This is a genomic window from Burkholderia mycopellens, assembly GCF_964265025.1.
Classification (GTDB): Bacteria; Pseudomonadota; Gammaproteobacteria; order Burkholderiales; family Burkholderiaceae; genus Burkholderia.
In genome coordinates this window covers 1,800,557-1,825,169 of the sequence record NZ_OZ183802.1, presented here as the reverse complement: position 1 = coordinate 1,825,169, position 24,613 = coordinate 1,800,557, and the positions used below count along the sequence as shown (strand labels likewise).

Sequence of the window (24,613 nt, the reverse complement as noted above, 5' to 3'; positions counted from 1 at the left end):
ATGTCCTCCGAAGCTTTCGTTTCCGCGTGCCGCGACGCGATCGGCGCCGATCATGTGCTGACCGACCCGCACGATACCGAACCGTTCCTGACCGACTGGCGCCGCCGCTACAAGGGCGCCGCGTGCGCGGTGCTGAAGCCCGCGAACACCGCCGAAGTCGCCGCGCTCGTCAAGCTGGCCAATGCACACGGCATCGCACTCGTGCCGCAAGGCGGCAATACGGGCCTGGCCGGCGGCGCCACGCCCGACGCGAGCGGCAGCCAGGCCGTGCTGAGCGTCGCGCGGCTGAACCGCGTGCGTGCGCTCGATCCCCACAACAACACGATCACCGTCGAAGCCGGCGTGATCCTCGCCGACGTGCAGGCACGCGCCCGCGAAGGCGGCCGGCTGTTCGCGCTGAGCCTGGCGGCGGAAGGCAGCTGCACGATCGGCGGCAACCTGTCGACCAACGCCGGCGGCACCGCGGTGCTGCGCTACGGCAACGCGCGCGAGCTGTGTCTGGGGCTCGAGGTCGTGACGCCCCAGGGTGAAATCTGGGACGGCCTGCGCGGACTGCGCAAGGACAATACCGGCTACGACCTGCGCGACCTGTTCATCGGCGCGGAAGGCACGCTCGGGATCATCACGGCGGCCGTGATGAAGCTGCATCCGCTGCCGGCCGCGCAGGTCACGGCACTCGCCGCGCTCGATTCGCCGCACGCGGCGCTCGATTTCCTCGCCCTCGCGCAGCGCGCGGCCGGGCCGCTGCTGACCGGCTTCGAGCTGATGTCGGACTTCTGCATGCAGCTCGTCGGCAAGCACTACCCGCAACTGCGCTACCCGTTCGCGCAGACGCATGCGCAGACCGTGCTGCTCGAACTGTCCGACAACGAAAGCGAAGCGCATGCGCGCGCGCTGTTCGAGAAACTGATGGAAGAGGCGTTCGAGGCCGGGCTCGTGGTCGACGCGGTGGTCGCGGAAAATCTCGCGCAGTCGCGCGCATTCTGGGACCTGCGCGAACACATCCCGCTCGCGCAGGCCGACGAGGGGCTCAACATCAAGCACGACATCGCGGTGCCGATTTCGTCGATCGCGCGCTTCATCGACGAGACCGACGCGGCGATCCAGCAAGCCGCGCCGGGCGCGCGGATGGTCACGTTCGGCCACCTCGGCGACGGCAACCTCCACTACAACGTGCAGATGCCCGAAGGCGGCGACCCGAAAGCGTTCCTGGCCGCGTTCCAGGCGCCGATCAACCGGATCGTCTACGACAACGTGCACCGCCACCACGGCACGATCAGCGCGGAGCACGGCATCGGCCAGTTGAAGATCGACGACGCGCAGCGTTACAAGTCGCCGGTCGAAACGACGCTGATGCGCACGCTGAAGACCGCGCTCGATCCGCGCGGCCTGATGAATCCCGGCAAGGTCCTGCGCTGAAGCCACCCACTCCGGAGCCACGTCCGTGAAAGTCCGCGTCCTGTCCGACCTGCATCTCGAAAGCAACCTGCCCGACGCGATCCCGCATGCCGACGCGGATCTCGTCGTGCTGGCCGGCGACATCCACAATCACGCGGAAGGCCTGCGCTGGGCCGCCGAGACGTTTGACCCGGCCGTGCCGGTGATCTACGTGCCGGGCAACCACGAGTACTACGACGGGGAATTCGGCGCGCTGGAGGCGGCGATGCGCGATGCGGCGCAGGCGCTCGACAACGTGCATTACCTGAACAACGACGTCTACGTCGATCCCGGGCAGCGTTTTCGTGTGCTCGGCACGACGCTCTGGAGCGATTTTTCACTGTTCGGCGCCGACGAAGCCAGCCTTGCCGGATCGATCGAGGCCGGGCTGCGCGTGATGCTCGATTTCAAGGGATTGATCCAGGTGACCTGGCCGCACGACGCGGCGCTGCATGCGGTGCCGGGCACGCCGGAACGGGATTTCGCGCCGGCCGACGCCATCGCGCTGCATCGACGCAGCCGCGCGTGGCTCGAGGCGCAGCTCGCGATGCCGTTCGCGGGCCAAACGATCGTCGTGACCCACCACGCGCCGCACCGGCGCTCGCTGGCGGAGCGCTATGCGCAAGATCTTGCGTCGGCGGGATTCGTGACGGACATGGCGGCACTCGTGCAGCCGCCGGTCAATCTGTGGCTCCACGGCCACACGCATACGTCATTCGACTACGTGGCGGGCGGCGGCACACGCGTGGTGTGCAACCCGCGCGGCTACATCCACCGGCGCACCGGCGAACTGGAAAACACCGCGTTCGCGTGGGACAAGGTCGTCGAGCTCGGCTGAACGCCGGCCCGCCCGGCCGCACTGCGCGGCCTTGTTCGACCCGGAGCGTGACAGCGGGATCAGCGGCCGGGGCGGCGTTGCTCGCGCACCCGCACCGGCACCGGCTTCATCTGCGCCTTCGCCTTCATCGCGCGCAGCAGGTCGCGGGTCGCCGCGGCGGCCGCGGCCGCGCCCAGCAGGACTCCAAGGCCGATCATCAGGTGCGTATCCATTGCTACTCCGGGGTTGCGTATCTCGTTAATTCCCACAGTATCAAACTGTCTGACACGCGTTCGTAAAAAAATGTTGCGTGAAGGACAAATCTCGTCAGATTGCAGTCAACCGCGCTGTCATGCCGCACGCGTGTACTGCTCGAGCGCGGCTTCGTCGGCTGCGAGCGTGGCCGGCAGTTCGTCGCGCAGGAAATCGACCCAGGTGCGAATTTTCGCGTCGAGGTACTGGCGCGACGGATACAGCGCGTAGATGTTCATCACGTGCGACCGGTATTCGGGCATCACGCGCACGATGTGGCCGCTGCGCAACCAGCCGATCGCCGAATAAAGCGGCAGACCGCCGATCCCCATCCCTTCCCGCACGGCCACCGCGAGCGCCTCGGCGACGTTGACGCGAAACGGCGGCGCCGTGATCGGGACGACCTCGTCGCCGTTCGGCCCCGCCAGCGCCCATTCGTCGAACTGGAAGCCCGGCGCGACCATCCCGAGGCATATGTGCTGCGCGAGATCCGCCGGCCGCTGCGGCACGCCATGGGCCTCGACATAGCCGCGCGACGCGCACACCACGCTGTAGCTCTCGCCGAGCCGCTGCGACACGAGCCCCGAATCCGGCAGGTCGCGGCCGACGACGATCGCGACGTCATACCCCTCGTCGAGCAGGTCGGGCATCCGCTGCGCAAGTGTCAGCTCGACGTGCACGTCCGGGTAGCGCTCGCGATAGCGCGCGACGGCCGGCACCAGGTAGTGCTGGCCGAGGCTCGTGAAGCAATGAACCTTCAGCTTGCCCGACGGGCGCGCATGCGCGTCGCCCGCCTCGGCTTCGGCCTGGTCGACATACGCGAGGATCTGCTCGCAGCGCTGCAGGTAGCGCTCGCCGGCTTCGGTCAGCGCGATCCGGCGCGTCGTGCGGTTCAGGAGGCGCGTGCGCAGGTGCGCCTCGAGATCGGAAACCGCGCGCGACGCGTAGGCGGTGGTCGAATTCATCTGCTGGGCGGCCGCGGTAAAGCTTCCCGCGTCGACCACGCGGACGAATACCCGCATGTTTTGTAACGTATCCATCCCATTGCCCATTTGAATCCGGACGGATTGTTGCACAGAGGCGAACAAGTATTGTCTCAGGATTCGTAAAAATGACTTGCACCCTTGTCCATTTATTCAGGAATCACTGAAAAATATAATCGCATCCGACTCATCTATATCCGAAAGGGAGAAAATCGTGCAGTCTCCGGCGACAAAAGGGACGCTCGCACTGGCGGTTCTTGCAGTCTCATTAATAATGGCCGGATGCGCGAGCATGGGCGACAACAAGCCGCAGTCGGCCCGCATCGAGGCGAACGCACTCGACGCCGGCGCCGCGATCCGTGCGGCCGACCGTGACGCGGGCTGGCCCGCGGCCGACTGGTGGCGCGCCTACCGCGATCCGCAGCTCGATGCCTGGATTGCTGCCGCCCAGGCCGGCAACCCGACGCTCGCGGCCGCCGAGGCCCGGGTGCGCGAAGCGCAGGCGATGGCGCGCGTGGCCCGCTCGGCCGAATTGCCGCAGATCAACGGCAACCTCTCGCTGATGCGCGAGCACTGGCCGGACAACGTGTACTACGGCCCGGGGCCGCTCGCGAACGCCGATACCTGGAACAACACCGGCACGCTCGGCCTGTCGTACCACCTCGACCTGTGGGGCAAGGACAAGAACGCGACCGAGCGCGCGCTCGACACGGCGCATGCGAGCGCCGCCGATGCGCGTGCGGCAAAGCTCGAGCTCGAGGTCAACGTCGTGCGCGCGTATGTCCAGATGTCGATGAACTACGCGTTGCTCGATCTCGCGCACCAGACGTTCGAACGCCAGCATTCGCTCGCCGATCTCGCGCGCAAGCGGCTGCAGGCCGGCCTCGGCACGCAGCTCGAGGTGAGCCAGGCGGAATCGACACTGCCCGACTATGAGCGCCAGATCGACAGCTACGAGGAAGCGATCCAGCTCGCGCGGCACCAGCTTGCCGCGCTGGCCGGCAAGGGTCCGGGCGCGGGCGACGCGATCAAGCGGCCGCAGCTGTCGCTCGACGCGCCTGCCGGCCTGCCGTCGGCGATGCCGGCCGACCTCCTCGGCCGCCGCCCCGACGTCGTCGCGGCGCGCTGGACGGTCGACGCGCAGGCGCGCGGCATCGATGTGGCAAAGGCGTCGTTCTACCCGAATATCGATCTGCTCGCGACGGTCGGCGGCTTCGGCGTGACCGCACCGTTCACCGACTTCCTGCGCGCGATGAACGGTGGCTGGACGGCCGGCCCCGCGTTGTCGCTGCCGATCTTCGAAGGCGGCCGGCTGCGCGCGCAGCTCGGCGCGGCCAATGCCGGCTACGACCAGGCGGTCGAGCGCTACAACCAGACGATCGTCGGCGCGCTCAAGGACATCGCCGACCAGGTCGTGCGGATCCGTTCGCTCGATACGCAGAAGAAGGACGCCGCACGCTCGGTGGCCGCCAACGACCGCAGCTACCAACTGTCGCGCGAAGGGTTCCGCCGCGGGCTGACCGACTACGTGAACGTGCTGGTCGCGCAGCAGCAGTTGCTGCGCGCGCAGGAGACGGCCGCCCGCATCGATGCGGAACGCCTCGCCGCACACGCGCAGTTGATGGCCGCGCTCGGCGGCGGCGTCGAGACGGGTACGGACCTGCAGGACGGCCATCCGTCGCACGACGAATCCGCCGCGGGCGCAGCCGCGCCGGGTGCCAAGCCCGTGGCGGCAGTCGCCCGGCCCGCGCAGGTGGCCGCCGCCGGTGCGTCCGGCGTGCCGGCCGCACGGTAACGCGGAGCGACGCCATGTCAGCCTTCCCCCCCGCTTCCACGCCCGCCGGCGGTCCGTTCTCTGCCTGGCGCGCCGCGTTCGGCGACTGGGCCCGCACGGACGGCGCCGCGTGGCTCTACCTGTTCAAGGCGCTGCTCGCGACCTTCATCGCGCTCGGCGTGTCGATGCGGCTCGACCTGCCGGCACCGAAGACGGCGATGACGACCGTCTTCATCGTGATGCAGCCGCAAAGCGGCGCCGTGCTCGCGAAAAGCTTCTACCGGGTCGCCGGCACGATCTTCGGGCTCGTCGCGACGCTCGCGTTCGTCGGGCTGTTCCCGCAGCAGCCGCAGCTGTTCCTGCTGGCCATCGCGCTGTGGATCGCGCTGTGCACCGCCGGCGCCGCGCGCAACCGCAACTTCCGCAGCTACGGCTTCCTGCTCGCCGGCTATACGACCGCGTTGATCGGCCTGCCCGCGTCGCAACACCCTGACGGTGCATTCATGAGCGCGATGACGCGCGTCTCGGAAGTCATCATCGGGATCGTGTCGGCCGGCGTCGTCAGCGCGCTCGTGTTTCCGCAGTACACGGGCGAGCAGATGCGCACGACGGTGCGCAAGCGCTTCGGCAGCTTCGTCGACTACGTCGCGTCGGCGCTGTCGGGCCAGCTCGACCGCGCGCACATCGAGACCATCCACACGCGCTTCGTCGCCGACGTAGTCGGCTTCGAGGCCGCGCGCAGCATGGCCGTGTTCGAGAACCCGGACACGCGCATGCGCAGCGGCCGCCTCGCGCGACTGAACAGCGAGTTCATGAGCGCGTCGAGCCGCTTTCACGCGCTGCATCAGTTGATGAACCGGCTGCACGCAGCCGGTGCGCAGGCCGCGATCGATGCGATCGAACCGTATTTCCGCGAAATCGCGCCGCTGCTCACGCGCGATGGCGAACCCGTGCGCACGTCGATCGACGCCGCGCACTCGGCCGAGCAACTGCTCGCGTGGCGCGACGCGCTGCCGCGCCGCATCCGTGCGACGCGCGCGGAACTCGAAACGCAGCCCGACTTCCCGCTGCTCGACTTCGACACGGCCGCCGAACTGCTGTACCGCTTCATCACCGACCTGCAGGAATACGCGGCGACCTATGCGTCGCTCGCGACCGCGACGCACGAGCGCGAACGCTGGATCGAACGCTACGAGCCGCGCACCAACCGGACGGCCGCGACGATCGCGGGGATTCGCACCGCGACGGTGATTCTCGCGCTGGGCTGGTTCTGGATCGAGACCGCCTGGCCGAGCGGCGTGATGCTGGTGCTGAACGCCGCGGCGACCTGCGCGCTCGCGTCGTCGGCGCCGCGCCCGACCGCGATGGCCGCGCAGATGGGGATGGGCACGGCGCTGGCCGTTTGCACCGGCTTCCTGCTGATGTTCGGCATCTACCCGCGGATCGACGGCTTCTGGCTGCTGTGCGCGGCGCTCGCGCCGTTGCTGGCGATCGGTATCTACATGACGCTGAAGCCGAAGCTCGCGGGCTACGGAATGGGCTACCTGATCTTCTTCTGCTTCCTGGCCGGCCCCGACAGCATCACGCACTACGATCCCACCAGCTTCATGAACGACGCGCTCGCGCTGCTGCTGTCGATGCTGGTATCGGCGATCGCGTTTGCCGTGCTGTTCCCGCCGACCGCGCCGTGGCTCAAGAAGCGGCTGCTCGCCGACCTGCGTCGCCAGGCCGTCGCGGCCTGCCATGCGCGGCTCGCCGGATTGCGCACGCGCTTCGAGAGCGGCGCGCGCGACCTGATGTACCAGGCGCACACGCTGTCGGCCGACCAGCCCGACGTGCAGCGCGACGCGCTGCGCTGGATGTTCGCGGTGCTCGAAACCGGCAATGCGGCCATCGACCTGCGCCACGAGTTGGCGACGCTGCCGCCGGACCAGCGCTACGCGCCGGCAACGCCGTGGCGACGCGCGATCGAGACGATGCGCGCCGCGCTGGCGTCGCTGTTCACCCGGCCTGACGCCGGACGCTTCGACGCCACGCTCGCCGCGGTCAACGATGCGATCGACGCGACCCGGCAGACGCTCGACGCGTTCACGCCGACGCGCGAGGAACGCCACCGGCTGCAGCGCATCCTGAGCCACCTGCATTTCGTGCGCACGGCACTGCTCGATCCCGAATCGCCGCTCGCCGCGCTCAACCGCAACCGCCCCGTGCGTCCCCAACCAGGAGCCTCGTCATGATGCCGCGTGAAATCGCCATTCTCGATGCCTACATGCCCACGGTGGTGCTGATGTTCGTCCTCGGCGCGCTCGCGACCTGGGCCGTCGACCGCCTGCTCGCCTATACGGGCCTCTACCGTCTCGTCTGGCACCCGTCGCTGTTCCGGGCCTGCCTTCTCGTCTGCATTTGCGGCGGACTGAGTCTTGCCGTTTACCGTTGATTCCGAACCATCATGATTCTCAGAAAACTCTTCGGCTTCGTCGCGACCGCCGTCATTCTTCTCGTCGCGATCCTGATCGGGCGCTCGCTGTGGGTGCACTACATGGACGATCCGTGGACGCGCGACGGGCGCGTGCGCGCCGAGATCGTCAACGTCGCGCCGGACGTGTCGGGCGCGATCGTCGAATTGCCCGTGCATGACAACCAGCTCGTGAAAAAGGGCGACCTGATCATGCAGATCGACCCGTCGCACTACCAGATCGCGGTCGAGCAGGCGCAAGCCGCCGTCGCCGCCCGTCGCGCGGAACTGCAGATGCGCCGCGACGACGCGGCCCGCCGCGCGGATCTCGACGCGCTCGTCGTGTCGAAGGAAAACCGCGAGAACGCCGCGCACAGCGCGTCGAGCGCCGATGCGCAGTACCAGCAGGCGATCGCCGCGCTCGATGCCGCGAAGCTCAACCTCGAGCGCACACGCGTCGTCGCGCCGGTCGACGGCTACATCACGAACCTGCAGACGTTCAAGGGCAACTACGCGGTGGCCGGCCAGGCGAAGCTCGCGATCGTCGACAGCCACTCGTTCTGGGTCTACGGCTACTTCGAGGAAACCAAGCTGCCGCGCGTGAAGATCGGCGCGCCTGCCGAGATGCGGCTGATGAGCGGCGGCGTGATGAAGGGCCACGTCGAAAGCATCTCGCGCGGGATCTACGATCGCGACAACCCGCAGAGCCGCGACCTCGTCGCGGACGTGAACCCGACCTTCAACTGGGTGCGCCTCGCGCAGCGCGTGCCGGTGCGCATCAAGATCGACGACGTGCCTGCCGACGTCGTGTTGTCGGCAGGCACGACCTGCACGGTCATCATCGATCCCGACAAGCAGAAGAAGTCGTAAGCGCGGCACGCCCGGACGGTGCCCCGCCCGGGCGCTTCCTTCCCGGAACAGCCGGCAACCCGCCGGATGCGCGCGTCACGGCCAGCCGGCCCGCTGCCGGGCGCGCTCAGGCCGCGATGCGAAAACGCCCGACCAGCGACTTCAACGCCTGCGCCTGCTCGTCGAGCGCGTTCGCCGCGGCGGCCGCCTGTTCGACGAGTGCCGCGTTCTGCTGGGTGCCGGCGTCCATCTGCGTGACCGCGCGGCCGATCTCGTCGATCCCGGCGCTCTGCTCGTCCGAAGCGGCTGAAATTTCACCGATGATGTCGGTCACGCGCTTGACCGCGCGCACGACGTCACCCATCGTGCGGCCCGCATCGTGCGCGAGCGCCGCACCGTTCGCGACACGCTCGACCGACGCGCCGATCAACGCGCGGATCTCCTTCGCCGCGGTCGCCGAGCGCTGCGCGAGCAGGCGAACCTCGCCCGCAACCACCGAGAAGCCGCGCCCCTGCTCGCCGGCGCGTGCGGCCTCGACCGCCGCGTTCAGCGCGAGAATGTTGGTCTGGAACGCGATCCCCTCGATCGTGCCGATGATGTCGCGAATGTTCTTCGCGCTGTCGTCGATCTCGCTCATCGTCGCCACCACCCGCCCGACGACTTCCCCACCCGTCTCCGCGACGGCCGACGCATTGGCCGCGAGCGCGCTCGCCTGCCGCGCGTTCTCCGCGTTCTGCCGGACGGTCGACGTGAGCTGCTCCATGCTGGCCGCGGTGCGTTCGAGCGCGACGGCCTGCTGCTCGGTGCGCTTCGACAGATCGAGATTGCCGGTGGAGATCTCGCCCGACGCGGCCGCGATCGCCTCGGCGCTGACCGCGATCTCGCCGACCGTCGCCGCGAGCCCCGTCTGCATCTCGGCCAGTGCCCGCACCATGCTGTCGCGGTCGTGCCGGCCCAGCTCGATGGGTCGCGTCAGGTCGCCGCGCGCGATGTCCGCGGCGATCGCCTTCGCGTGCGCGGGCTCGCCGCCGAGCTGCGACGCGAGACGGCGCACGACGCGCTCCGCGATCACGACCGCGAGCACGATCAACGCAACCGTCATCGCCGCGATCATCGCGAACGACGACGAGAAAATGGTGGCGGACGCATCGAGCGTCGCCTTCGACTTCGCACCGCGCGTCTTCACGAGTTCGGCGACGAGTTTCTCGAGCTTGCCGGTTTCGACCAGCAGCGACACGTCCTGCGTGCCGACCTGCCAGTTCATCTGCGACAGGTCGAGCGGCTGCGCACGCACGAGTTCGACGAAATCGCGCAGGTGCGCACGCCATGTGCCGACCGCCGTCGAGAATGCGCGCAGCCGCGCCGAATCGTCGACATCGGCAGGATCCGCGTAGCGCTGCAGCGTGCCGAGCGCCTGGCCGATCGACGCGAGGCCCGCGCCCACCTCGGCGCCCAGTTCGTCGCGCTCCTTCGCGGTGGTCGCAGTCAGCAGCATCTTCTGGGCACGGCTCGCGCGCAGCATTTCGGCCCGGACCTCCTCGGCCGCGCGGCTCGCGACGTGACCCTGCTCGTAGACCGACGCGATCGACGCATTCAGCCGGCTGATCTGCCACAGTGAAAACATGCCGATCGCCAGCGTGCCGGCGAGCAGGATCGCGAATGCGGCGCGCAACGTCGCCTTGACGGTCCACGGCCGGCGCTCGCGACGCGCCGCCCGCAGGCGCCGGGCGGCGCGACCGGCGGCAACGTCGGGGGCGGCGGGCGCCGCACCTGGCTGTGGATGCAAAGATGCTGCTTTCATCGAACTATCCCCGTATTGATCACGCAGCCGGAAAGGTCGGTCCCGGCATTCCCGCGATGGCTGGCCATGCCGCGCGTCCTGCGCCCGCACCGGCGGATAGCCGGCGCCGGGCGCGGCGCGCCTGTTGTCATTGGGTCGTTCTACGGCCGCCACCGCCGTTTCTTGAGTCCGGGAAACCACGCACCGGCCCCGGGCGCGGCCCCGCTGACGGGCAGGCGCGCCGCCAGCGTTATACCCGGCCAAAAAAGCGGGCATCGGCCGATCCATCGGATGAATGTCCGATTCACGACAAAACTTGTCCGGACATTCTCGATACGCCACATTACACTTCTTTGACGCAGCAACGATTCAAGACGCGCCCATCCCCAGCAGAGCGCGCCCGCCACCTCAACTCGTTCAGCTCTCACATGGAAACCAGCTTCGACACCGGCTCCGCCGGCGCAGCCGCTACCCAGCCGCCCGCGCCCCCCGTCTCCCGCACCGTGTACCCGGTGCTCGGCGCGATCAGCTTCTCGCACATGCTCAACGACATGATCCAGTCGTTGATCCTCGCGATCTATCCGATGCTCAAGAGCCAGTTCGCGTTGTCGTTCGCGCAGATCGGCCTGATCACGCTCACCTACCAGATCACCGCATCGCTGCTGCAGCCGCTCATCGGCCTCTATACCGACAAGCGTCCGAAACCGTATTCGCTGCCGGTCGGCATGGGCTTCACGCTCGCGGGGCTGCTGCTGATGTCGGTCGCGCCGAATTTCCCGATGCTGCTGGTCGCCGCGGCGCTCGTCGGCTGCGGCTCGTCGGTGTTCCATCCCGAATCGTCGCGCGTCGCGCGGATGGCGTCGGGCGGCCAGCACGGGCTCGCGCAGTCGGTGTTCCAGGTCGGCGGCAATGCGGGTTCCGCGCTCGGGCCGCTGCTTGCCGCACTCGTGATCATTCCGCACGGCCAGCACAGCATCGCGTGGTTCTCGGCGGCCGCGCTCGTCGCGATGATCGTGCTCACGCAGATCGGCCACTGGTACAAGAAGCATCCGTCGATGAAGAAGAAGGCCGCGGCGGCCGGCCACCCGACGCTGTCGCGCGGCCGCGTGATGGGCGCGATCGGCGTGCTGGTGCTGCTCGTGTTCTCGAAGTACTTCTACCTTGCGAGCATCAACAGCTATTTCACGTTCTACCTGATCGACAAGTTCCACCTGTCGGTGCAGGCCGCGCAGATCCACCTGTTCGTGTTCCTCGCGGCCGTGGCGGCCGGCACGCTGATCGGCGGGCCGGTGGGCGACCGGATCGGCCGCAAGTACGTGATCTGGGTATCGATCCTCGGCGTCGCGCCGTTCACGCTGCTGCTGCCGTACGCGAACCTGTTCTGGACGAGCGTGCTGACCGTGATCATCGGCATCGTGCTCGCATCGGCGTTCGCCGCGATCCTCGTCTACGCGACGGAACTGATGCCCGGCAAGGTCGGGATGGTCGCGGGCCTGTTCTTCGGCTTCGCGTTCGGCCTCGGCGGGGTCGGCGCGGCCGTGCTCGGCCAGCTCGCCGACGCGACGAGCATCGCGTTCGTCTACAAGGTGTGCTCGTTCCTGCCGCTGATCGGCGTGCTGACGGTGTTCCTGCCGAACCTCGAAAGCAGCCGGCGCAAGAAAGCGTGACGAGGCGGCCGTGGCGTGCGCGCCGCGGCCGGTCGAATGGCTTGAATGAAGGAGTGAAGCAAACGACGGCGGCTTCAGGCCGCCGTCGTCGCATGCAGCGTCAGGAAACGCTTGAGGATGCCGGACGAATAGCTGCTCGCGATCGCCGACAGGAAGTGCGAGAACGACTGCGTTGCATGATCGTCGGCCGTATCGGAAATCGTCCGTACGAGCGCGAACGGCACGTCGTGCTCCGCACACACCTGCGCGATCGCGGCCCCTTCCATTTCGACCGCGAGTGCATCCGGCAGCGCATCACGCAGCGCGACGACCTCGCGCTCGCTCGACACGAAGCGGTCGCCGCTGATGATGAGCCCCGCATGCTGCGTCGCACCGGCCAGACCGAAGCGCGCGGCGAACTGCGCGCCCTCTTCCTCGACGAATTGCGCGCACGCGGCCCGCAGGCTCGCCGTCAGCGCCGCGTCGGTCGCGAAACGCGTGATGCCGAGCAGCGGCACCTCGTAGCGCGGAAAGAGCGGCGACGCGTCGAGATCGTGCTGCAGCAGCGTATCGGCCACGACGACATCGCCGACGCGCACCGCGCGCGACACGCCACCCGCGACGCCGGTGAACACGACGCCCGCCACGCCGAACACGTGGATCAGCGCGCTGACCGTCGCGGCGGCCGCGACCTTGCCGACCCGTGCGAGCGTCACGACGCAGGCCGCGCCATGCACGGTGCCGACGTGATAATCGCGACGGCCGAGCGTGACCGTCTTCATCGCGCCGTCGGCGCGCATCGCGGCGATCAGGTCGCCGAGTTCCTCGGGCAGCGCGGCCAGAATGCCGAGCGGGCGAGCCACGGGCGTCGCAAAGTTGTCGATGCCCATCATTCCACCGCCTGCAGTTTCGCGACCGCGAGCGCGAGCCACTTCTCGCCGTGCCGCTTGAATTTCACCTGCGCCTTCGCATCGGTGCCGTTGCCCTCGAGCGCGGTGACCGTCCCTTCGCCGAACTTGGTGTGGAACACCTGCTGGCCGACCCGGAAACCGGCATCGGCCGCGCGCTGCTTGTCCGCGAACGCGGGCAGCGGTGCGGACACGGCCGGGTCGACGATCTGCTCGCGACTGCCGCCGCCCGGCCGCGCGAACCAGTCGCGCCCGTACCCGGCGTTGTCCGACCGACCGCCCCAGCGCGAACCGGCCTCGACCTTTGGCGTCAGCCACTTGAGCACGTGTTCGGGCAGCTCGTCGAAGAAGCGCGAGCGCACGTTGTAGCGCGTCTGGCCGTGCAGCATCCGGCTCTGTGCGAACGACAGGTAGAGCCGCTCCTTCGCGCGCGTGATCGCAACGTACATCAGCCGGCGCTCTTCCTCGAGGCCGTCCGATTCGAGCACGCTGTTCTCGTGCGGGAACAGCCCTTCCTCGAGACCCGTGATGAACACGGCCGAGAATTCGAGCCCCTTCGCCGCGTGCACCGTCATCAGCTGCACGGCGTCCTGCCCGGCCTGGGCCTGGTTGTCGCCGGCCTCCAGTGACGCATGCGACAGGAAGCCGGCGAGCGGCGTCATCGTGTCGGGGTTCTGTGCCGGGTCGGCGGGCGATACCGGATCGAGCACGTCGAGCGCCGGATCGTCCGTCGCGGTGCCGAGCGCCGGCGCCGCGATCGCACCTGCGCGCAGCGGGATCGAGCGGGCCGGCGTGTCGAGCCCGTAGCCTTCCTCGGCAATGAACGCGGTGGCCGCGTTCACCAGTTCCTGCAAGTTCTCGAGACGGTCCTGGCCTTCGCGCTCGCCCTGGTAGAAATCGGCAAGACCGCTGGCGCGCACGATGTGCTCGACGGTATCGGGCAGGTTCATGTGCTGCGTATCGGCGCGCATCTTCGCGACCAGGTTTGCAAACCCGCCGAGGCTCGTGCCGGCCTTGCCCGTCACGTACGGAATCGCGGCAGCCATCGAGCAGCCGTACAGGCGCGCGGCGTCGGCCAGCTGCTCGATCGAGCGCGCACCGATGCCGCGGGTCGGGAAATTCACGACGCGCACGAACGCGGTGTCGTCGTTCGGGTTGTCGATCAGGCGCAGGTACGCGAGCGCGTGCTTCACTTCCTGGCGCTCGAAGAAGCGCAGGCCGCCGTACACGCGATACGGGATGCCCGACGACATCAGCGTGTGCTCGATCGAGCGCGACTGCGCGTTGCTGCGGTACAGGACGGCCACTTCGCTGCGCGCCATCCCGGTGTTGATCAGCGAGCGGATCTCCTCGACGATCCAGCCGGCTTCCTGCGAATCGGTGCTCGCCTCGTACACGCGCACGGGCTCGCCGTGGCCCGCATCGGTGCGCAGGTTCTTGCCGAGGCGGTGCGCATTGTTCGAGATCAGCTGGTTCGCCGCGTCGAGGATGTTGCCGTGCGACCGGTAGTTCTGCTCGAGCTTGATCAGGTTGCGCACGCGGAATTCGTCTTCGAAGTCGCGCATGTTGCCGACGTTCGCGCCGCGGAATGCGTAGATCGACTGGTCGTCGTCGCCGACCGCGAAGATCGCGTTCTGGCCGCCCGCGAGCATCTTGAGCCACGCGTACTGCAGCTTGTTGGTGTCCTGGAACTCGTCGACGAGGATGTGCTTGAAGCGCGCCTGGTAATGCGCGCGCAGCGGCGCGTTGTACGCAAGCAGTTCGTAGCAGCGCAGCAGCAGCTCGGGGAAATCGACGACGCCCTCGCGCTGGCACTGCTGGTCGTAAGCCTGGTACAGCTCGACGAACTTGCGGTTGAAGTTGTCGGACGCGTCGACCTTGTCGGGACGCAGCCCCTGCTCCTTCGCGTTGTTGATGAAGTACTGCACGTTCTTCGGCGGGTACTTCTCGTCGTCGACGTTCGCCGCCTTCATCAGCCGCTTGATCGCGGACAGCTGGTCGGCCGTATCGAGGATCTGGAAGGTCTGCGGCAGGCCGGCGTCGCGCCAGTGCGTGCGCAGCATCCGGTTGCACAGGCCGTGGAACGTGCCGATCCACATTCCGCGCGTGTCGATCGGCATCATCGCCGACAGGCGCGCCATCATCTCGCGCGCGGCCTTGTTCGTGAAGGTCACGGCGAGCACGGTGGGCGGCGATGCGTAGCCCTGCTGGATCAGCCACGCGATGCGGGTGATCAGCACGCGGGTCTTGCCGCTGCCCGCCCCGGCGAGGATCAGCGCCGGTTCGTTCGGCAACGTGACGGCGGCGAGTTGTTCGGGGTTCAGATTGGCGAGCAGGTCGGGCATGGAGCGGCAGCGAACGGGCGAGAAAAATGCGGACCCGACATTATAAGTCGGCCGCGCGATGCTGTTCCCGATCCGTTCGACAGCACGTCGCGAGCGGGTCGCGGGCACGCTGCGGCCGCGTCGCGACGGGCCCGCGCCGGCAAGGCGATGGCTGGTGGATGTGCATCCATTTATAATCGTCAGATTCGGCATCCAATTCACGCATTTTTCGGCAGATTTCCAACATGAGCGACAACACGCTTGCGAAGAGCTTCGAGCCCCACACCATCGAGTCCCAATGGGGGCCGGAGTGGGAAAAGCGCGGCTATGCGGCCCCGGCCTTCGATCCGGCCCGCCCCGATTTCTCGATCCAGTTGCCGCCGCCGAACGTGACGGGCACGCTGCACATGGGCCACGCGTTCAACCAGACGATCATGGACGGCCTCACCCGCTACCACCGGATGCTCGGCGAGAACACCCTGTGGGTGCCCGGCACCGACCACGCGGGGATCGCAACCCAGATCGTCGTCGAGCGCCAGCTCGACGCACAGGGCGTGTCGCGCCACGACCTCGGCCGCGAGAAGTTCGTCGAGCGCGTGTGGGAATGGAAGGAAAAATCCGGTTCGACGATCACCGGCCAGGTGCGCCGCCTCGGCGCGTCGCCCGACTGGTCGCGCGAATACTTCACGATGGACGACAAGATGTCGGCCGCCGTGCGCGACGTGTTCGTCACGCTCTATGAACAGGGCCTGATCTATCGCGGCAAGCGCCTCGTCAACTGGGATCCGGTGCTGCTGACCGCCGTGTCGGACCTCGAAGTCGTGAGCGAAGAGGAAAACGGCCACCTGTGGCACATCCGCTACCCGCTCGTCGATGGCTCGGGTTCGCTGACCGTTGCAACGACGCGCCCGGAAACGATGCTCGGCGACGTCGCGCTGATGGTCCACCCGGAAGACGAGCGCTACGCACACCTGATCGGCAAGCTCGTCACGCTGCCGCTGACGGGCCGCGAGATCCCGGTGATCGCGGACGACTACGTCGACCGCGAGTTCGGCACGGGCGTCGTGAAGGTCACGCCGGCGCACGACTTCAACGACTACCAGGTCGGCCAGCGCCACAAGCTCGCGCCGATCGAGATCCTGACGCTCGACGCGAAGATCAACGACAACGGCCCCGAGCAGTATCGCGGCCTCGACCGCTTCGACGCGCGCAAGGCGATCGTCGCCGACCTCGACGCGCAAGGCTTCCTCGACTCGGTGAAGCCGCACAAGCTGATGGTGCCGCGCGGCGACCGCACGGGCGTCGTGATCGAGCCGATGCTGACCGACCAGTGGTTCGTGGCGATGACGAAGCCGGCGCCGGAAGGCACGTTCAATCCCGGCAAGTCGATCACGGAAACGTCGCTCGACGTCGTGCGCAGCGGCCAGATCAAGTTCGTCCCGGAAAACTGGACGACCACCTATTACCAGTGGCTCGAGAATATCCAGGACTGGTGCATCTCACGCCAGCTGTGGTGGGGCCACCAGATTCCCGCGTGGTACGGCGAGAACGGCGAGGTGTTCGTCGCGCGCCACGAGGAAGAAGCGCGCGCGCAGGCTGCCGCGAAGGGTTACACGGGTGCGCTGAAGCGCGACGAAGACGTGCTCGACACGTGGTTCTCGTCGGCGCTCGTGCCGTTCTCGTCGCTCGGCTGGCCGAACGAAACGCCTGAACTGAAGCACTTCCTGCCGTCGTCGGTGCTCGTCACGGGCTTCGACATCATCTTCTTCTGGGTCGCCCGGATGGTGATGATGACCACGCACTTCACGGGCAAGGTGCCGTTCCACACCGTCTACGTGCACGGCCTCGTGCGCGACGCGGAAGGCCAGAAGATGTCGAAGAGCAAGGGCAACACGCTCGACCCGATCGACATCGTCGACGGCATCGACCTCGACACGCTGGTCGCGAAACGCACGACGGGCCTGATGAACCCGAAGCAGGCCGCGACGATCGAGAAAAAGACGCGCAAGGAATTCCCGGACGGCATCGCCGCGTTCGGCACCGACGCGCTGCGCTTCACGATGGCGTCGATGGCGACGCTCGGCCGCAACGTGAACTTCGACCTCGCGCGCTGCGAAGGCTACCGCAACTTCTGCAACAAGCTGTGGAACGCCACGCGCTTCGTGCTGATGAACTGCGAAGGTCACGACTGCGGCAGCGACAAGCCGGAAGTCTGCGGTGCGGGCGATTGCGGCCCGGGCGGCTACCTCGACTTCTCGGCGGCCGACCGCTGGATCGTGTCGCTGCTGCAGCGCACCGAGGCCGACATCGCGAAGGGCTTCGCCGATTACCGCTTCGACAACATCGCAAGCAGCATCTACAAGTTCGTGTGGGACGAGTACTGCGACTGGTATCTCGAACTCGCGAAGGTGCAGATCCAGAACGGCACGCCGGAACAGCAGCGCGCCACGCGCCGCACGCTGCTGCGCGTGCTCGAGACGGTGCTGCGCCTCGCGCACCCGGTCATCCCGTTCATCACCGAAGCCCTCTGGCAGAAGGTCGCGCCGCTCGCCGGCCGATATCCGCAGGGCAAGGCCGAGGGCGAAGCGTCGCTGATGACGCAGGCGTACCCGATCGCGAACCTGCAGAAGATCGACGAAGCATCGGAGCAATGGGTGGCCGACCTGAAGGCGATCGTCGACGCGTGCCGCAACCTGCGCGGCGAGATGAACCTGTCGCCGGCCACCAAGGTGCCGCTGCTCGCGGCCGGCGATGCCGAGCGCCTGCGCTCGTTCGCGCCGTACGTTCAGGCCCTTGCGCGCCTGTCGGAAGTGCAGATCCTCGCGGACGAAGCGACGCTCGACAAGGAAGCGCACGGCGCGCCGATCGCGATCGTCGGGCCGAACAAGCTGGTGCTGAAGGTGGAAATCGACGTCGCGGCCGAACGCGAGCGCCTGTCGAAGGAAATCACGCGCCTGACCGGCGAGATCGCGAAGTGCAATGCGAAACTCGGCAACGAGGCATTCGTCGCGAAAGCGCCGCCAGCCGTGGTCGAACAGGAACAAAAGCGCGTCGCGGAATTCCAGAGCACGCTCGAGAAACTGCGCGCGCAGCTCGATCGGTTGCCTGCGTAACAAACCGTAAGGTCGTTTGCGTTCACTATAATTGCAACGTGAACATAGACCGTCTGACAAGTCGATTACAGGAATAAAGGTTCGATCATGTTGAAAGTTACCAAGGCGGTGTTCCCCGTTGCCGGTCTCGGCACACGGTTCCTCCCGGCAACGAAGGCAAGCCCGAAGGAAATGCTGCCGGTCGTCGACAAGCCGCTGATCCAGTACGCAGTGGAGGAAGCGATCGCCGCCGGTATCACCGAGATGATCTTCGTCACCGGGCGCAGCAAGCGCGCGATCGAGGACCACTTCGACAAGTCGTACGAAGTCGAGGCCGAACTCGAGGCGCGCGGCAAGGAAAAGCTGCTCGAACTCGTGCGCAGCATCAAGCCGAGCCATGTCGATTGCTTCTACGTGCGCCAGCCGGAAGCGCTCGGCCTCGGTCATGCGGTGCTGTGCGCGGAAAAGCTCGTGGCCGACAACCCGTTCGCGGTGATCCTCGCCGACGACCTGCTCGACGGCAACCCGCCCGTGATGAAGCAGATGGTCGACGTGTTCGACCACTATCACAGCTCGGTGATCGGCGTCGAAGAGATCCCGCCGTCGGAGACGAAGTCGTACGGGATCGTCGACGGCAAGGAGTGGGAAGAGTCGATCGTCAAGATGTCGGCGATCGTCGAGAAGCCGGCGCCGGAAGTCGCGCCGTCGAACCTCGGCGTGGTCGGCCGCTACATCCTGAAGCCGCGGATCTTCGAGCACCTGCGTGCGCTGAAGCCCGGCGCGGGCGGCGAGCTGCAGCTCACCGACGCGATCCAGGCGCTGCTCGCCGATGAGCAAGTGCTGGCCTACAAGTACCAGGGCACGCGCTACGACTGCGGCAGCAAGCTCGGCTACCTGAAGGCGACGGTCGAATTCGCGCTGCGGCACGCGGAAGTCGGCGCGGAGTTCGACGCGTACCTGCGCGCACGCGGCGGCGCACACCCGGCCGACTGAACACGGCAAGGGCACGAGGGCTCACTCCGGCGAGCCCGCCCTCACCTCATCGGCCGCCGGCGCTCAGCGCGCGTCGGCCGGCTTCACCGAGACGATGCCCGGCATCCCGCCCGCGTCGTCTTTTTTCGTCTTGACGAGCCAGCCACCGCCGCCGTCGAACGGCACCTTCGCGAGCGCGCTCTTCACGAGCGCCGGCGCGGCCTGCTGCGTGCCGGGATCGCGATCGCGCAGCGCGGCCGATACGCGGTAGACGTCGACGCCCGATTTCGCGTCGACGAAGCGCAGCGTCAGCACATGGCGATACACACGGCCCATGAACGGCAGCGCAAACGGCGCCGGCCCGTCGACCGTCACGCATGCGCTGCTCGCGGCGCCGCACCCGTCGGCGCGCGCCGCGACCGAGGCCGGCTGCGTCGCATACGCGATCGACAACCGGTAGCGCGCGGCCGCGAGCGGCCTCGCATCGAAGCCGCGGTGCGCGAGTTCGTCGCGCACAAGCGCCTCGATCTGCCGGTATTCGGCATCATTGGCCTGCGCGGCCGTTCGCACGAAATCGTAGCTGTGCGCATCGGATGCGAACGCGTTCGGCTGCCCGACCGCACTCACGCCGCTCGTCACGCCGGCGCAACCCGTCAACAGCGACGCCGCCAGCGCGGTCGCTGCCCATTCCTTTCTCATGGCTTTCCCCAAATGCCTGCCGTCGCGCCCGGCCCTGTCAGGCGGACGGCTCGTCGATCGCGGGCAGCGACACCGTCACCGCGGTGCCGACACCCACCACGCTGTCGACCGACACGCTGCCCCCATGGCGCGTGACGACCGTCTTCACGAATGCCATGCCGAGCCCGGAACCCGGGATTTCGGGCCGCTCGCCGGCATGGAATCGCTTGAAACGCTCGAACAGATGCCGCTGATCTTCCGGCGCAATGCCGTATCCCTGATCGCGAATCGTACAGAACATCCGTTTCGACGCGTGCTCGACCGCTAGCGTACACGTGATCACGGTCGCAGACGGACTGTATTTGACTGCGTTGTTCAGCAGGTTCACGAACGCGCGCGTGATCAGCGAGCGATCCGCGCGCACCCAGCACATGTCGGTGCCAACCTCGGTGTCGATGCGGATGTGCTTCGCTTGCGCCTGCGGCCACACCTCGTCGCTCGCATCGATCAGCACGTCGACGAGGCTCGTCACCTCGAGCTGGTACGCCTGCGACTCCGCGCGCGCCAACTGCACGAACTCGTCGGCGAGCGACAGCGCACGGTGCGCGTAGCGCTCGATCCGCGCAAGCAGCTCGCGCATCGCGTCGGTCTCGCAGCGATCGCGCTCGATCTCGACGAGCGCGAGGATCGACGACTGCGGCGAGCGCATGTCGTGCGACAGCAGGTGCAGCGCTTCCTCGCGATGCCGCTCGGCCGCGTGCAGCTCGGTGACGTCGACGAGGCCGGCAATCCAGCCCGTCACGCGGCCCTGTGCGTTCGTGCATGCGGCGTAGCGTAACAGATGGTCGAGCCCGTCTCGGTCGCGCACCTCGATGCCGCGCGCCATCGCGTCATGCTCGGCCTCGAGCGTCGGGTCGAGCACGGCCGGCCAGTGCTCGCGGATCGCCGCATCGTGTTCGGCGTTGCCGTCGACGGTCTTCATGAACGTCAGCTCGCCGAGCGCGGTGCGCAGCGGCCGCCCTTCCGGCAGCGGCAGCGCGAGCCGCGACCCGTAGCGCTTCGCCGCATGGTTCGCGATCAGCACAGTACCGGCCAGATCGGTCACGAAGATCGGCTCGGGCATGCTGTCGAGGCTGTCCCATACGAAGCGCTTCATGTCCTGCACGCGCTGCGCGGCTTGCGCCATCAGCGCCATCTGCCGCTCGAGCACGTCGCCGCCGACGTCGCGCGTGCGCGGCGCCTCGGGCAGCAGGTGCGGCTCGTCGGCGAGCCGCTGCAGTTCGCGGCGCAGGTACGACATCGTCATTTCCAGGCGCCGCCAGTTCCAGATCGGGTAGACGGCGATCAGCCCGAAGATCGCGGGCGCCGGCGACAGCCAGACGCGCGCCTCGAACAGCAGCGCCATGCTCGCGACGACCGAGAGCGCGGCAAGGCTCAGCGTCAGCAGCAGCGCGCGCCACGGCGACAGCATCAGGAAGCCGCCCAGCAGCGCGGCGAGCGGCAGCAGCGACGCGGCGAACAGCCCCGCGCGCGACGCCGGCGAGATCGCACTGCCGGTCGCCAGCATGTCGAGCACGTTGGCATGGATATACACGCCGGCGAGCGGCCCGAATTCGCCGGACACGGGCGTGGCGAACCGGTCGTACAGCCCCGACGCCGTCACGCCGACGACGACGATCTTGCCGCGCAGCGCATCGGGTTTCACGCGCCCTTCGAGCACGTCGTCGAACGACAGCGTCGGATACGCGGGCGTATTGCGGCTGAACGGGATCAGGTAGCGCCCTTCGTCGGCCGCGTCGCGCGACAGGTCGTGCGCGTTCGCGCCCGGCGCGCCGCCGACCGGATGCAGCCGGCCGGCCTGGATCGCGCGGTAGACGGGCACCATCAGTTGCGGCCAGCGCACCCGGCCGTCGCTTTCGAACAGCGCCACGCTGCGCACGATGCCGTCGGGATCGACTTCGAGGTTGATGTGACCGAGCCCCGTCGCGCGCGCGGCGAGCGCGGCCACCGGCGGCTCGACGGTCCGCGAGCCGTCGGCCTGCTCGGGGCTCAGCAGCACCGGCAGGAAGGTCGGCACGCGGCTCATCGCGTCCGCGAACGCGCGATCTTCCGGCGACGGTTCGGTGAACAGCACGTCGTAGACGACGGCGGCCGGTTGCGCGCGCGCCAGCGTGTCGAGCAGCCGCGCGTGCACGTCGCGCGACCACGGCCAGCGGCCGAGCGCGGACACGCTCTGGTTGTCGATGTCGACGACGACCACGTCGGGTGACAACGGCAGGCTGCGCAGCATCAGCAGCCGGTCATAGAGCAGCCCGTCGACGCTGGCCGACAGCCTGCCGAGTGCGCACGCGAGGATCACCGCGATCCCGAGGCAGCCGATCGCGATCCATTCGATCAGGAAGCGGCGGCCGAGGTGCCGCCGCGGGGAAACAGAATCGGGTTTCATGCGCCGCGGATCAGCGCGACAGCGTAAATGCGCCGACCGGACTGGTCTTCTCGTAGAACTTGCCGCCTTCGAACTCCTCGACGGTCACGGCCCAGAAATAGTCGCCCGGGGGCAGGTGCGCGACGGTGATCTGGCGCGTATGCAGGCCGACCTGGTCGACGACCGGCGCGCTCAGATCCTTCGAGCGCGACAGCACGAACCGGTAGCGCGCACCCTTGCCCGAACCGTTCGGCGACCAGCGGAACTCGTAGCCGCCGGCGCCGGGCGACGCGCTCGCGTCGAGCCCCATCACGCGGCGTTCGAACGCGTACGTCCGCGGCCGGCCCTCGAGGCCGTTCGCATCGATCGCGGCGACCCGCACGAAGTAGTTCCCGTTCGGCACGTCGTGGAAGACCGCGCGCGGCGAATCGGTGCGCGTTTCGCGGAACAGGTCGAGCAGCCCGGCGTCGTGCGCGAGCTGGACGCGATATGCATGCGCCTGGTCGAGCGGCGCGACGTCGAATGCGACGTCGGGCTCGTCCTGCACCTTGTCGGGATGCGCGAGCGCCGGCGCGGGCAGCAGCTCGACGGGCGCGCCGACCGCGCCGGACGATGTCGCGACGCTGCCGAAATTCGCATGCACGAGCGTCGGATCGGCCTGCTGGCGGCCGCCCGCCACGCCGACGGTGCCGTCGAGCACTTCGACGCGCGTCGACGCATTGCCGGCCGCGTCGTAGTTCACGCGAAAGTGCGTGCCGCGCACGCCTGCCACGACCGACGGCGACCGGATCTGGAAGCGGTCGTCGCGTTTCTTCAGATGGGTGACCTCGCTGTCGACCGAGCCGCGCGTCAGTTCGAACTCACGATCGAGCGTGCCGGTCAGCACCGTGCGGCGCAGCGTCTTCAGGGCGAGCTGGCTGTCGGGCGGCAGGCTCATGTGCGTGCCGTCGGCGAGCTCGAGCGTCACGAAGCCGTTCGGGCCCGTGCGCACGCGATCGCCTTCGGCGAGCGTCGCGTCGTTCGCGAGCGGCGCATAAGCGTCGCCGGACGCACGTTCGGCCGAGCCCTGCACCGCGACGACGCGCGCGGTCAGCTTTTCCTTGCGCAGGCGCGCCACCGGCAGCTTCAGCGCGATGTCGGGCTGCAGATGCTTCGGCGCGGGTACGCCGTTGATCCGCTGGAGCAGTTGCCAGTCGTCAGCGCCCTGCAGGTAGCGCGCGGCGACGTCGGACAGCGTATCGCCCGCCTGCGTGCGGTAGACGGCCATCTTGCCCGCCGCCTCGGGCGGCTGGGCAGCCGCATGCTGCGCGGCGAACGCAAACGCGACCGCGCACGCTGTGCGCAGCGCTACCGTGCGCAGGTTCGCGGTGCGCTGCATGATTCCCGTGGTCACTCCGGTTCTCCCTGGCCGACCCGCTCGAGCCGGTAGCCGTAGCCGTAGATCGGCGCGAGGCGATAGCCGTTTTCGGGCCGCAGGCCGAGCTTGGTGCGCAGCATCGAGATGTGCGTATCCATCGTGCGCGACGGGATGTCGGTCGCCTGCTTCCACACGAGATCGAGAATGTGCGCGCGCGACAGCGGCCGGTCGAGGTGCTGGAACAGCAGCAGCGCGAGTTCGAATTCCTTCTGCGTGAGGCTCACGGCCTTGTCGCCGACGTAGGCCTGCTTCAGGTTCACGTCGAAACGGAATTGATCGAATTCGCGAACGGTTGCCTCGGCGTTGACCGGATACGCGCGACGCAGCAGCGAGCCGATGCGTGCGCGCAGGATCGGGCCCGATACGGGCTTGACCACGTAGTCGTCGGCGCCGGCGTTGAGGATCTGCGTGATCCCCGCCTCGTCGTCACGACTCGTCATGAAGATGATCGGCAGGCTGTGCTCGGTCTGATTGGCGCGCACCCACTTCAGCACTTCCTCGCCGGACATGTCGGGCACGTTCCAGTCGAGCACCAGCAGATCGAAGGTCTCGCGCTGCAGGCGCTTCTTCAGGGCCTTGCCTTCCTTGAACGCATAGCACGTATGGCCAATGGCCGTCAGCGTTTGACTGACGAAATCCGTCTGGGCCGGATCGTCATCCAGTACAGCAATTCTCATAGCACCCCGCAAATCGAAATCGATTCGTCCAGTTCAGCTCCCCGCCCCCACCCGGCCGCGCAGCATGCGCGCGGCTTCCGGATACCGGCCGGCGAGTCGTCGTTCGCCGCTCGCGCCACCTGCGCAA

At 67.9% G+C, this 24,613-nt stretch carries 18 protein-coding genes; 9 read left to right on the top strand and 9 right to left on the bottom strand.

Going from position 1 to position 24,613, the window contains the following annotated elements:
* Both ACPTTC_RS08420 and ACPTTC_RS08415 read left to right on the top strand, forming a co-directional pair.
* Positions 1-1,419, top strand: a complete 1,419-nt coding sequence (locus tag ACPTTC_RS08420; RefSeq protein ID WP_423392181.1) for an FAD-binding oxidoreductase — start codon at positions 1-3, stop codon at positions 1,417-1,419.
* A gap of 25 nt (positions 1,420-1,444) precedes the next feature.
* Positions 1,445-2,275 carry a metallophosphoesterase gene (locus ACPTTC_RS08415; protein WP_423392180.1) on the top strand — a complete coding sequence of 277 codons (831 nt, stop codon included), beginning with the start codon at positions 1,445-1,447 and terminating at the stop codon, positions 2,273-2,275.
* A gap of 59 nt (positions 2,276-2,334) precedes the next feature.
* Here the strand turns inward: ACPTTC_RS08415 and ACPTTC_RS08410 are convergent, their stop codons facing one another.
* A complete protein-coding gene (locus tag ACPTTC_RS08410) occupies positions 2,335-2,487 on the bottom strand; it encodes a hypothetical protein (RefSeq protein ID WP_163008969.1) in 153 nt (50 codons plus the stop codon).
* A 117-nt stretch (positions 2,488-2,604) separates the two neighbouring features.
* Positions 2,605-3,546 (bottom strand): LysR family transcriptional regulator, encoded by a 942-nt coding sequence (locus tag ACPTTC_RS08405; RefSeq protein ID WP_175971717.1) that lies wholly within the window; start codon positions 3,544-3,546, stop codon positions 2,605-2,607.
* A 157-nt stretch (positions 3,547-3,703) separates the two neighbouring features.
* On the opposite strand from ACPTTC_RS08405, the gene ACPTTC_RS08400 reads away from it, so the two are divergent.
* The 4 genes from ACPTTC_RS08400 to ACPTTC_RS08385 are packed head-to-tail and all read left to right on the top strand — an operon-like array spanning position 3,704 to position 8,588.
* Complete coding sequence (locus ACPTTC_RS08400; protein ID WP_423392179.1) at positions 3,704-5,284, top strand: efflux transporter outer membrane subunit; 1,581 nt, start codon at positions 3,704-3,706, stop codon at positions 5,282-5,284.
* Between the two features lie 14 nt (positions 5,285-5,298).
* On the top strand, positions 5,299-7,500 hold the full coding sequence (locus ACPTTC_RS08395) for an FUSC family protein (RefSeq protein WP_423392178.1): 2,202 nt from the start codon (positions 5,299-5,301) through the stop codon (positions 7,498-7,500).
* Positions 7,497-7,700, top strand: coding sequence for a DUF1656 domain-containing protein (locus tag ACPTTC_RS08390; RefSeq protein ID WP_011351756.1), 204 nt, complete (start codon positions 7,497-7,499; stop codon positions 7,698-7,700). Before ACPTTC_RS08395 ends, ACPTTC_RS08390 begins: the two co-directional genes overlap by 4 nt.
* Positions 7,701-7,712: 12 nt before the next feature.
* The gene (locus ACPTTC_RS08385; RefSeq protein WP_011351755.1) at positions 7,713-8,588 is read left to right on the top strand and encodes an HlyD family secretion protein; all 876 of its coding nucleotides are present in this window, start codon (positions 7,713-7,715) and stop codon (positions 8,586-8,588) included.
* 106 nt (positions 8,589-8,694) lie between these two features.
* Here the strand turns inward: ACPTTC_RS08385 and ACPTTC_RS08380 are convergent, their stop codons facing one another.
* Positions 8,695-10,368, bottom strand: coding sequence for a methyl-accepting chemotaxis protein (locus ACPTTC_RS08380; RefSeq protein WP_423392177.1), 1,674 nt, complete (start codon positions 10,366-10,368; stop codon positions 8,695-8,697).
* 407 nt (positions 10,369-10,775) lie between these two features.
* Between ACPTTC_RS08380 and ACPTTC_RS08375 the strand changes: the two genes are divergently transcribed.
* Positions 10,776-12,014, top strand: a complete 1,239-nt coding sequence (locus ACPTTC_RS08375) for an MFS transporter (protein ID WP_423392176.1) — start codon at positions 10,776-10,778, stop codon at positions 12,012-12,014.
* Positions 12,015-12,088: 74 nt separating this feature from the next.
* Here the strand turns inward: ACPTTC_RS08375 and ACPTTC_RS08370 are convergent, their stop codons facing one another.
* Together ACPTTC_RS08370 and ACPTTC_RS08365 are read right to left on the bottom strand one after the other, a co-directional pair.
* Positions 12,089-12,886, bottom strand: a complete 798-nt coding sequence (locus tag ACPTTC_RS08370; RefSeq protein ID WP_423392175.1) for a 5'-methylthioadenosine/adenosylhomocysteine nucleosidase — start codon at positions 12,884-12,886, stop codon at positions 12,089-12,091.
* A complete protein-coding gene (locus tag ACPTTC_RS08365) occupies positions 12,883-15,246 on the bottom strand; it encodes a UvrD-helicase domain-containing protein (RefSeq protein WP_226198081.1) in 2,364 nt (787 codons plus the stop codon). Before ACPTTC_RS08365 ends, ACPTTC_RS08370 begins: the two co-directional genes overlap by 4 nt.
* Before the next feature lie 224 nt (positions 15,247-15,470).
* On the opposite strand from ACPTTC_RS08365, the gene ACPTTC_RS08360 reads away from it, so the two are divergent.
* Both ACPTTC_RS08360 and galU read left to right on the top strand, forming a co-directional pair.
* Complete coding sequence (locus ACPTTC_RS08360; RefSeq protein ID WP_226198080.1) at positions 15,471-18,338, top strand: valine--tRNA ligase; 2,868 nt, start codon at positions 15,471-15,473, stop codon at positions 18,336-18,338.
* 87 nt (positions 18,339-18,425) lie between these two features.
* Positions 18,426-19,310 (top strand): UTP--glucose-1-phosphate uridylyltransferase GalU, encoded by an 885-nt coding sequence (gene galU, locus ACPTTC_RS08355; protein WP_226198079.1) that lies wholly within the window; start codon positions 18,426-18,428, stop codon positions 19,308-19,310.
* Positions 19,311-19,373: 63 nt separating this feature from the next.
* Here the strand turns inward: galU and ACPTTC_RS08350 are convergent, their stop codons facing one another.
* Genes ACPTTC_RS08350 through ACPTTC_RS08335 form a run of 4 tightly spaced genes read right to left on the bottom strand, consistent with a single transcriptional unit; the run spans position 19,374 to position 24,486 of the window.
* The gene (locus tag ACPTTC_RS08350; protein ID WP_423392174.1) at positions 19,374-19,988 is read right to left on the bottom strand and encodes a DUF4136 domain-containing protein; all 615 of its coding nucleotides are present in this window, start codon (positions 19,986-19,988) and stop codon (positions 19,374-19,376) included.
* Between the two features lie 37 nt (positions 19,989-20,025).
* Positions 20,026-22,413 (bottom strand): CHASE2 domain-containing protein, encoded by a 2,388-nt coding sequence (locus ACPTTC_RS08345; RefSeq protein ID WP_423392173.1) that lies wholly within the window; start codon positions 22,411-22,413, stop codon positions 20,026-20,028.
* Positions 22,414-22,423: 10 nt separating this feature from the next.
* Positions 22,424-23,785, bottom strand: coding sequence for a FecR domain-containing protein (locus ACPTTC_RS08340; RefSeq protein ID WP_423392172.1), 1,362 nt, complete (start codon positions 23,783-23,785; stop codon positions 22,424-22,426).
* Complete coding sequence (locus ACPTTC_RS08335) at positions 23,782-24,486, bottom strand: response regulator transcription factor (RefSeq protein WP_027784223.1); 705 nt, start codon at positions 24,484-24,486, stop codon at positions 23,782-23,784. The genes ACPTTC_RS08340 and ACPTTC_RS08335 overlap by 4 nt, the downstream gene beginning before the upstream one ends.
* Positions 24,487-24,613: the final 127 nt, after the last annotated feature.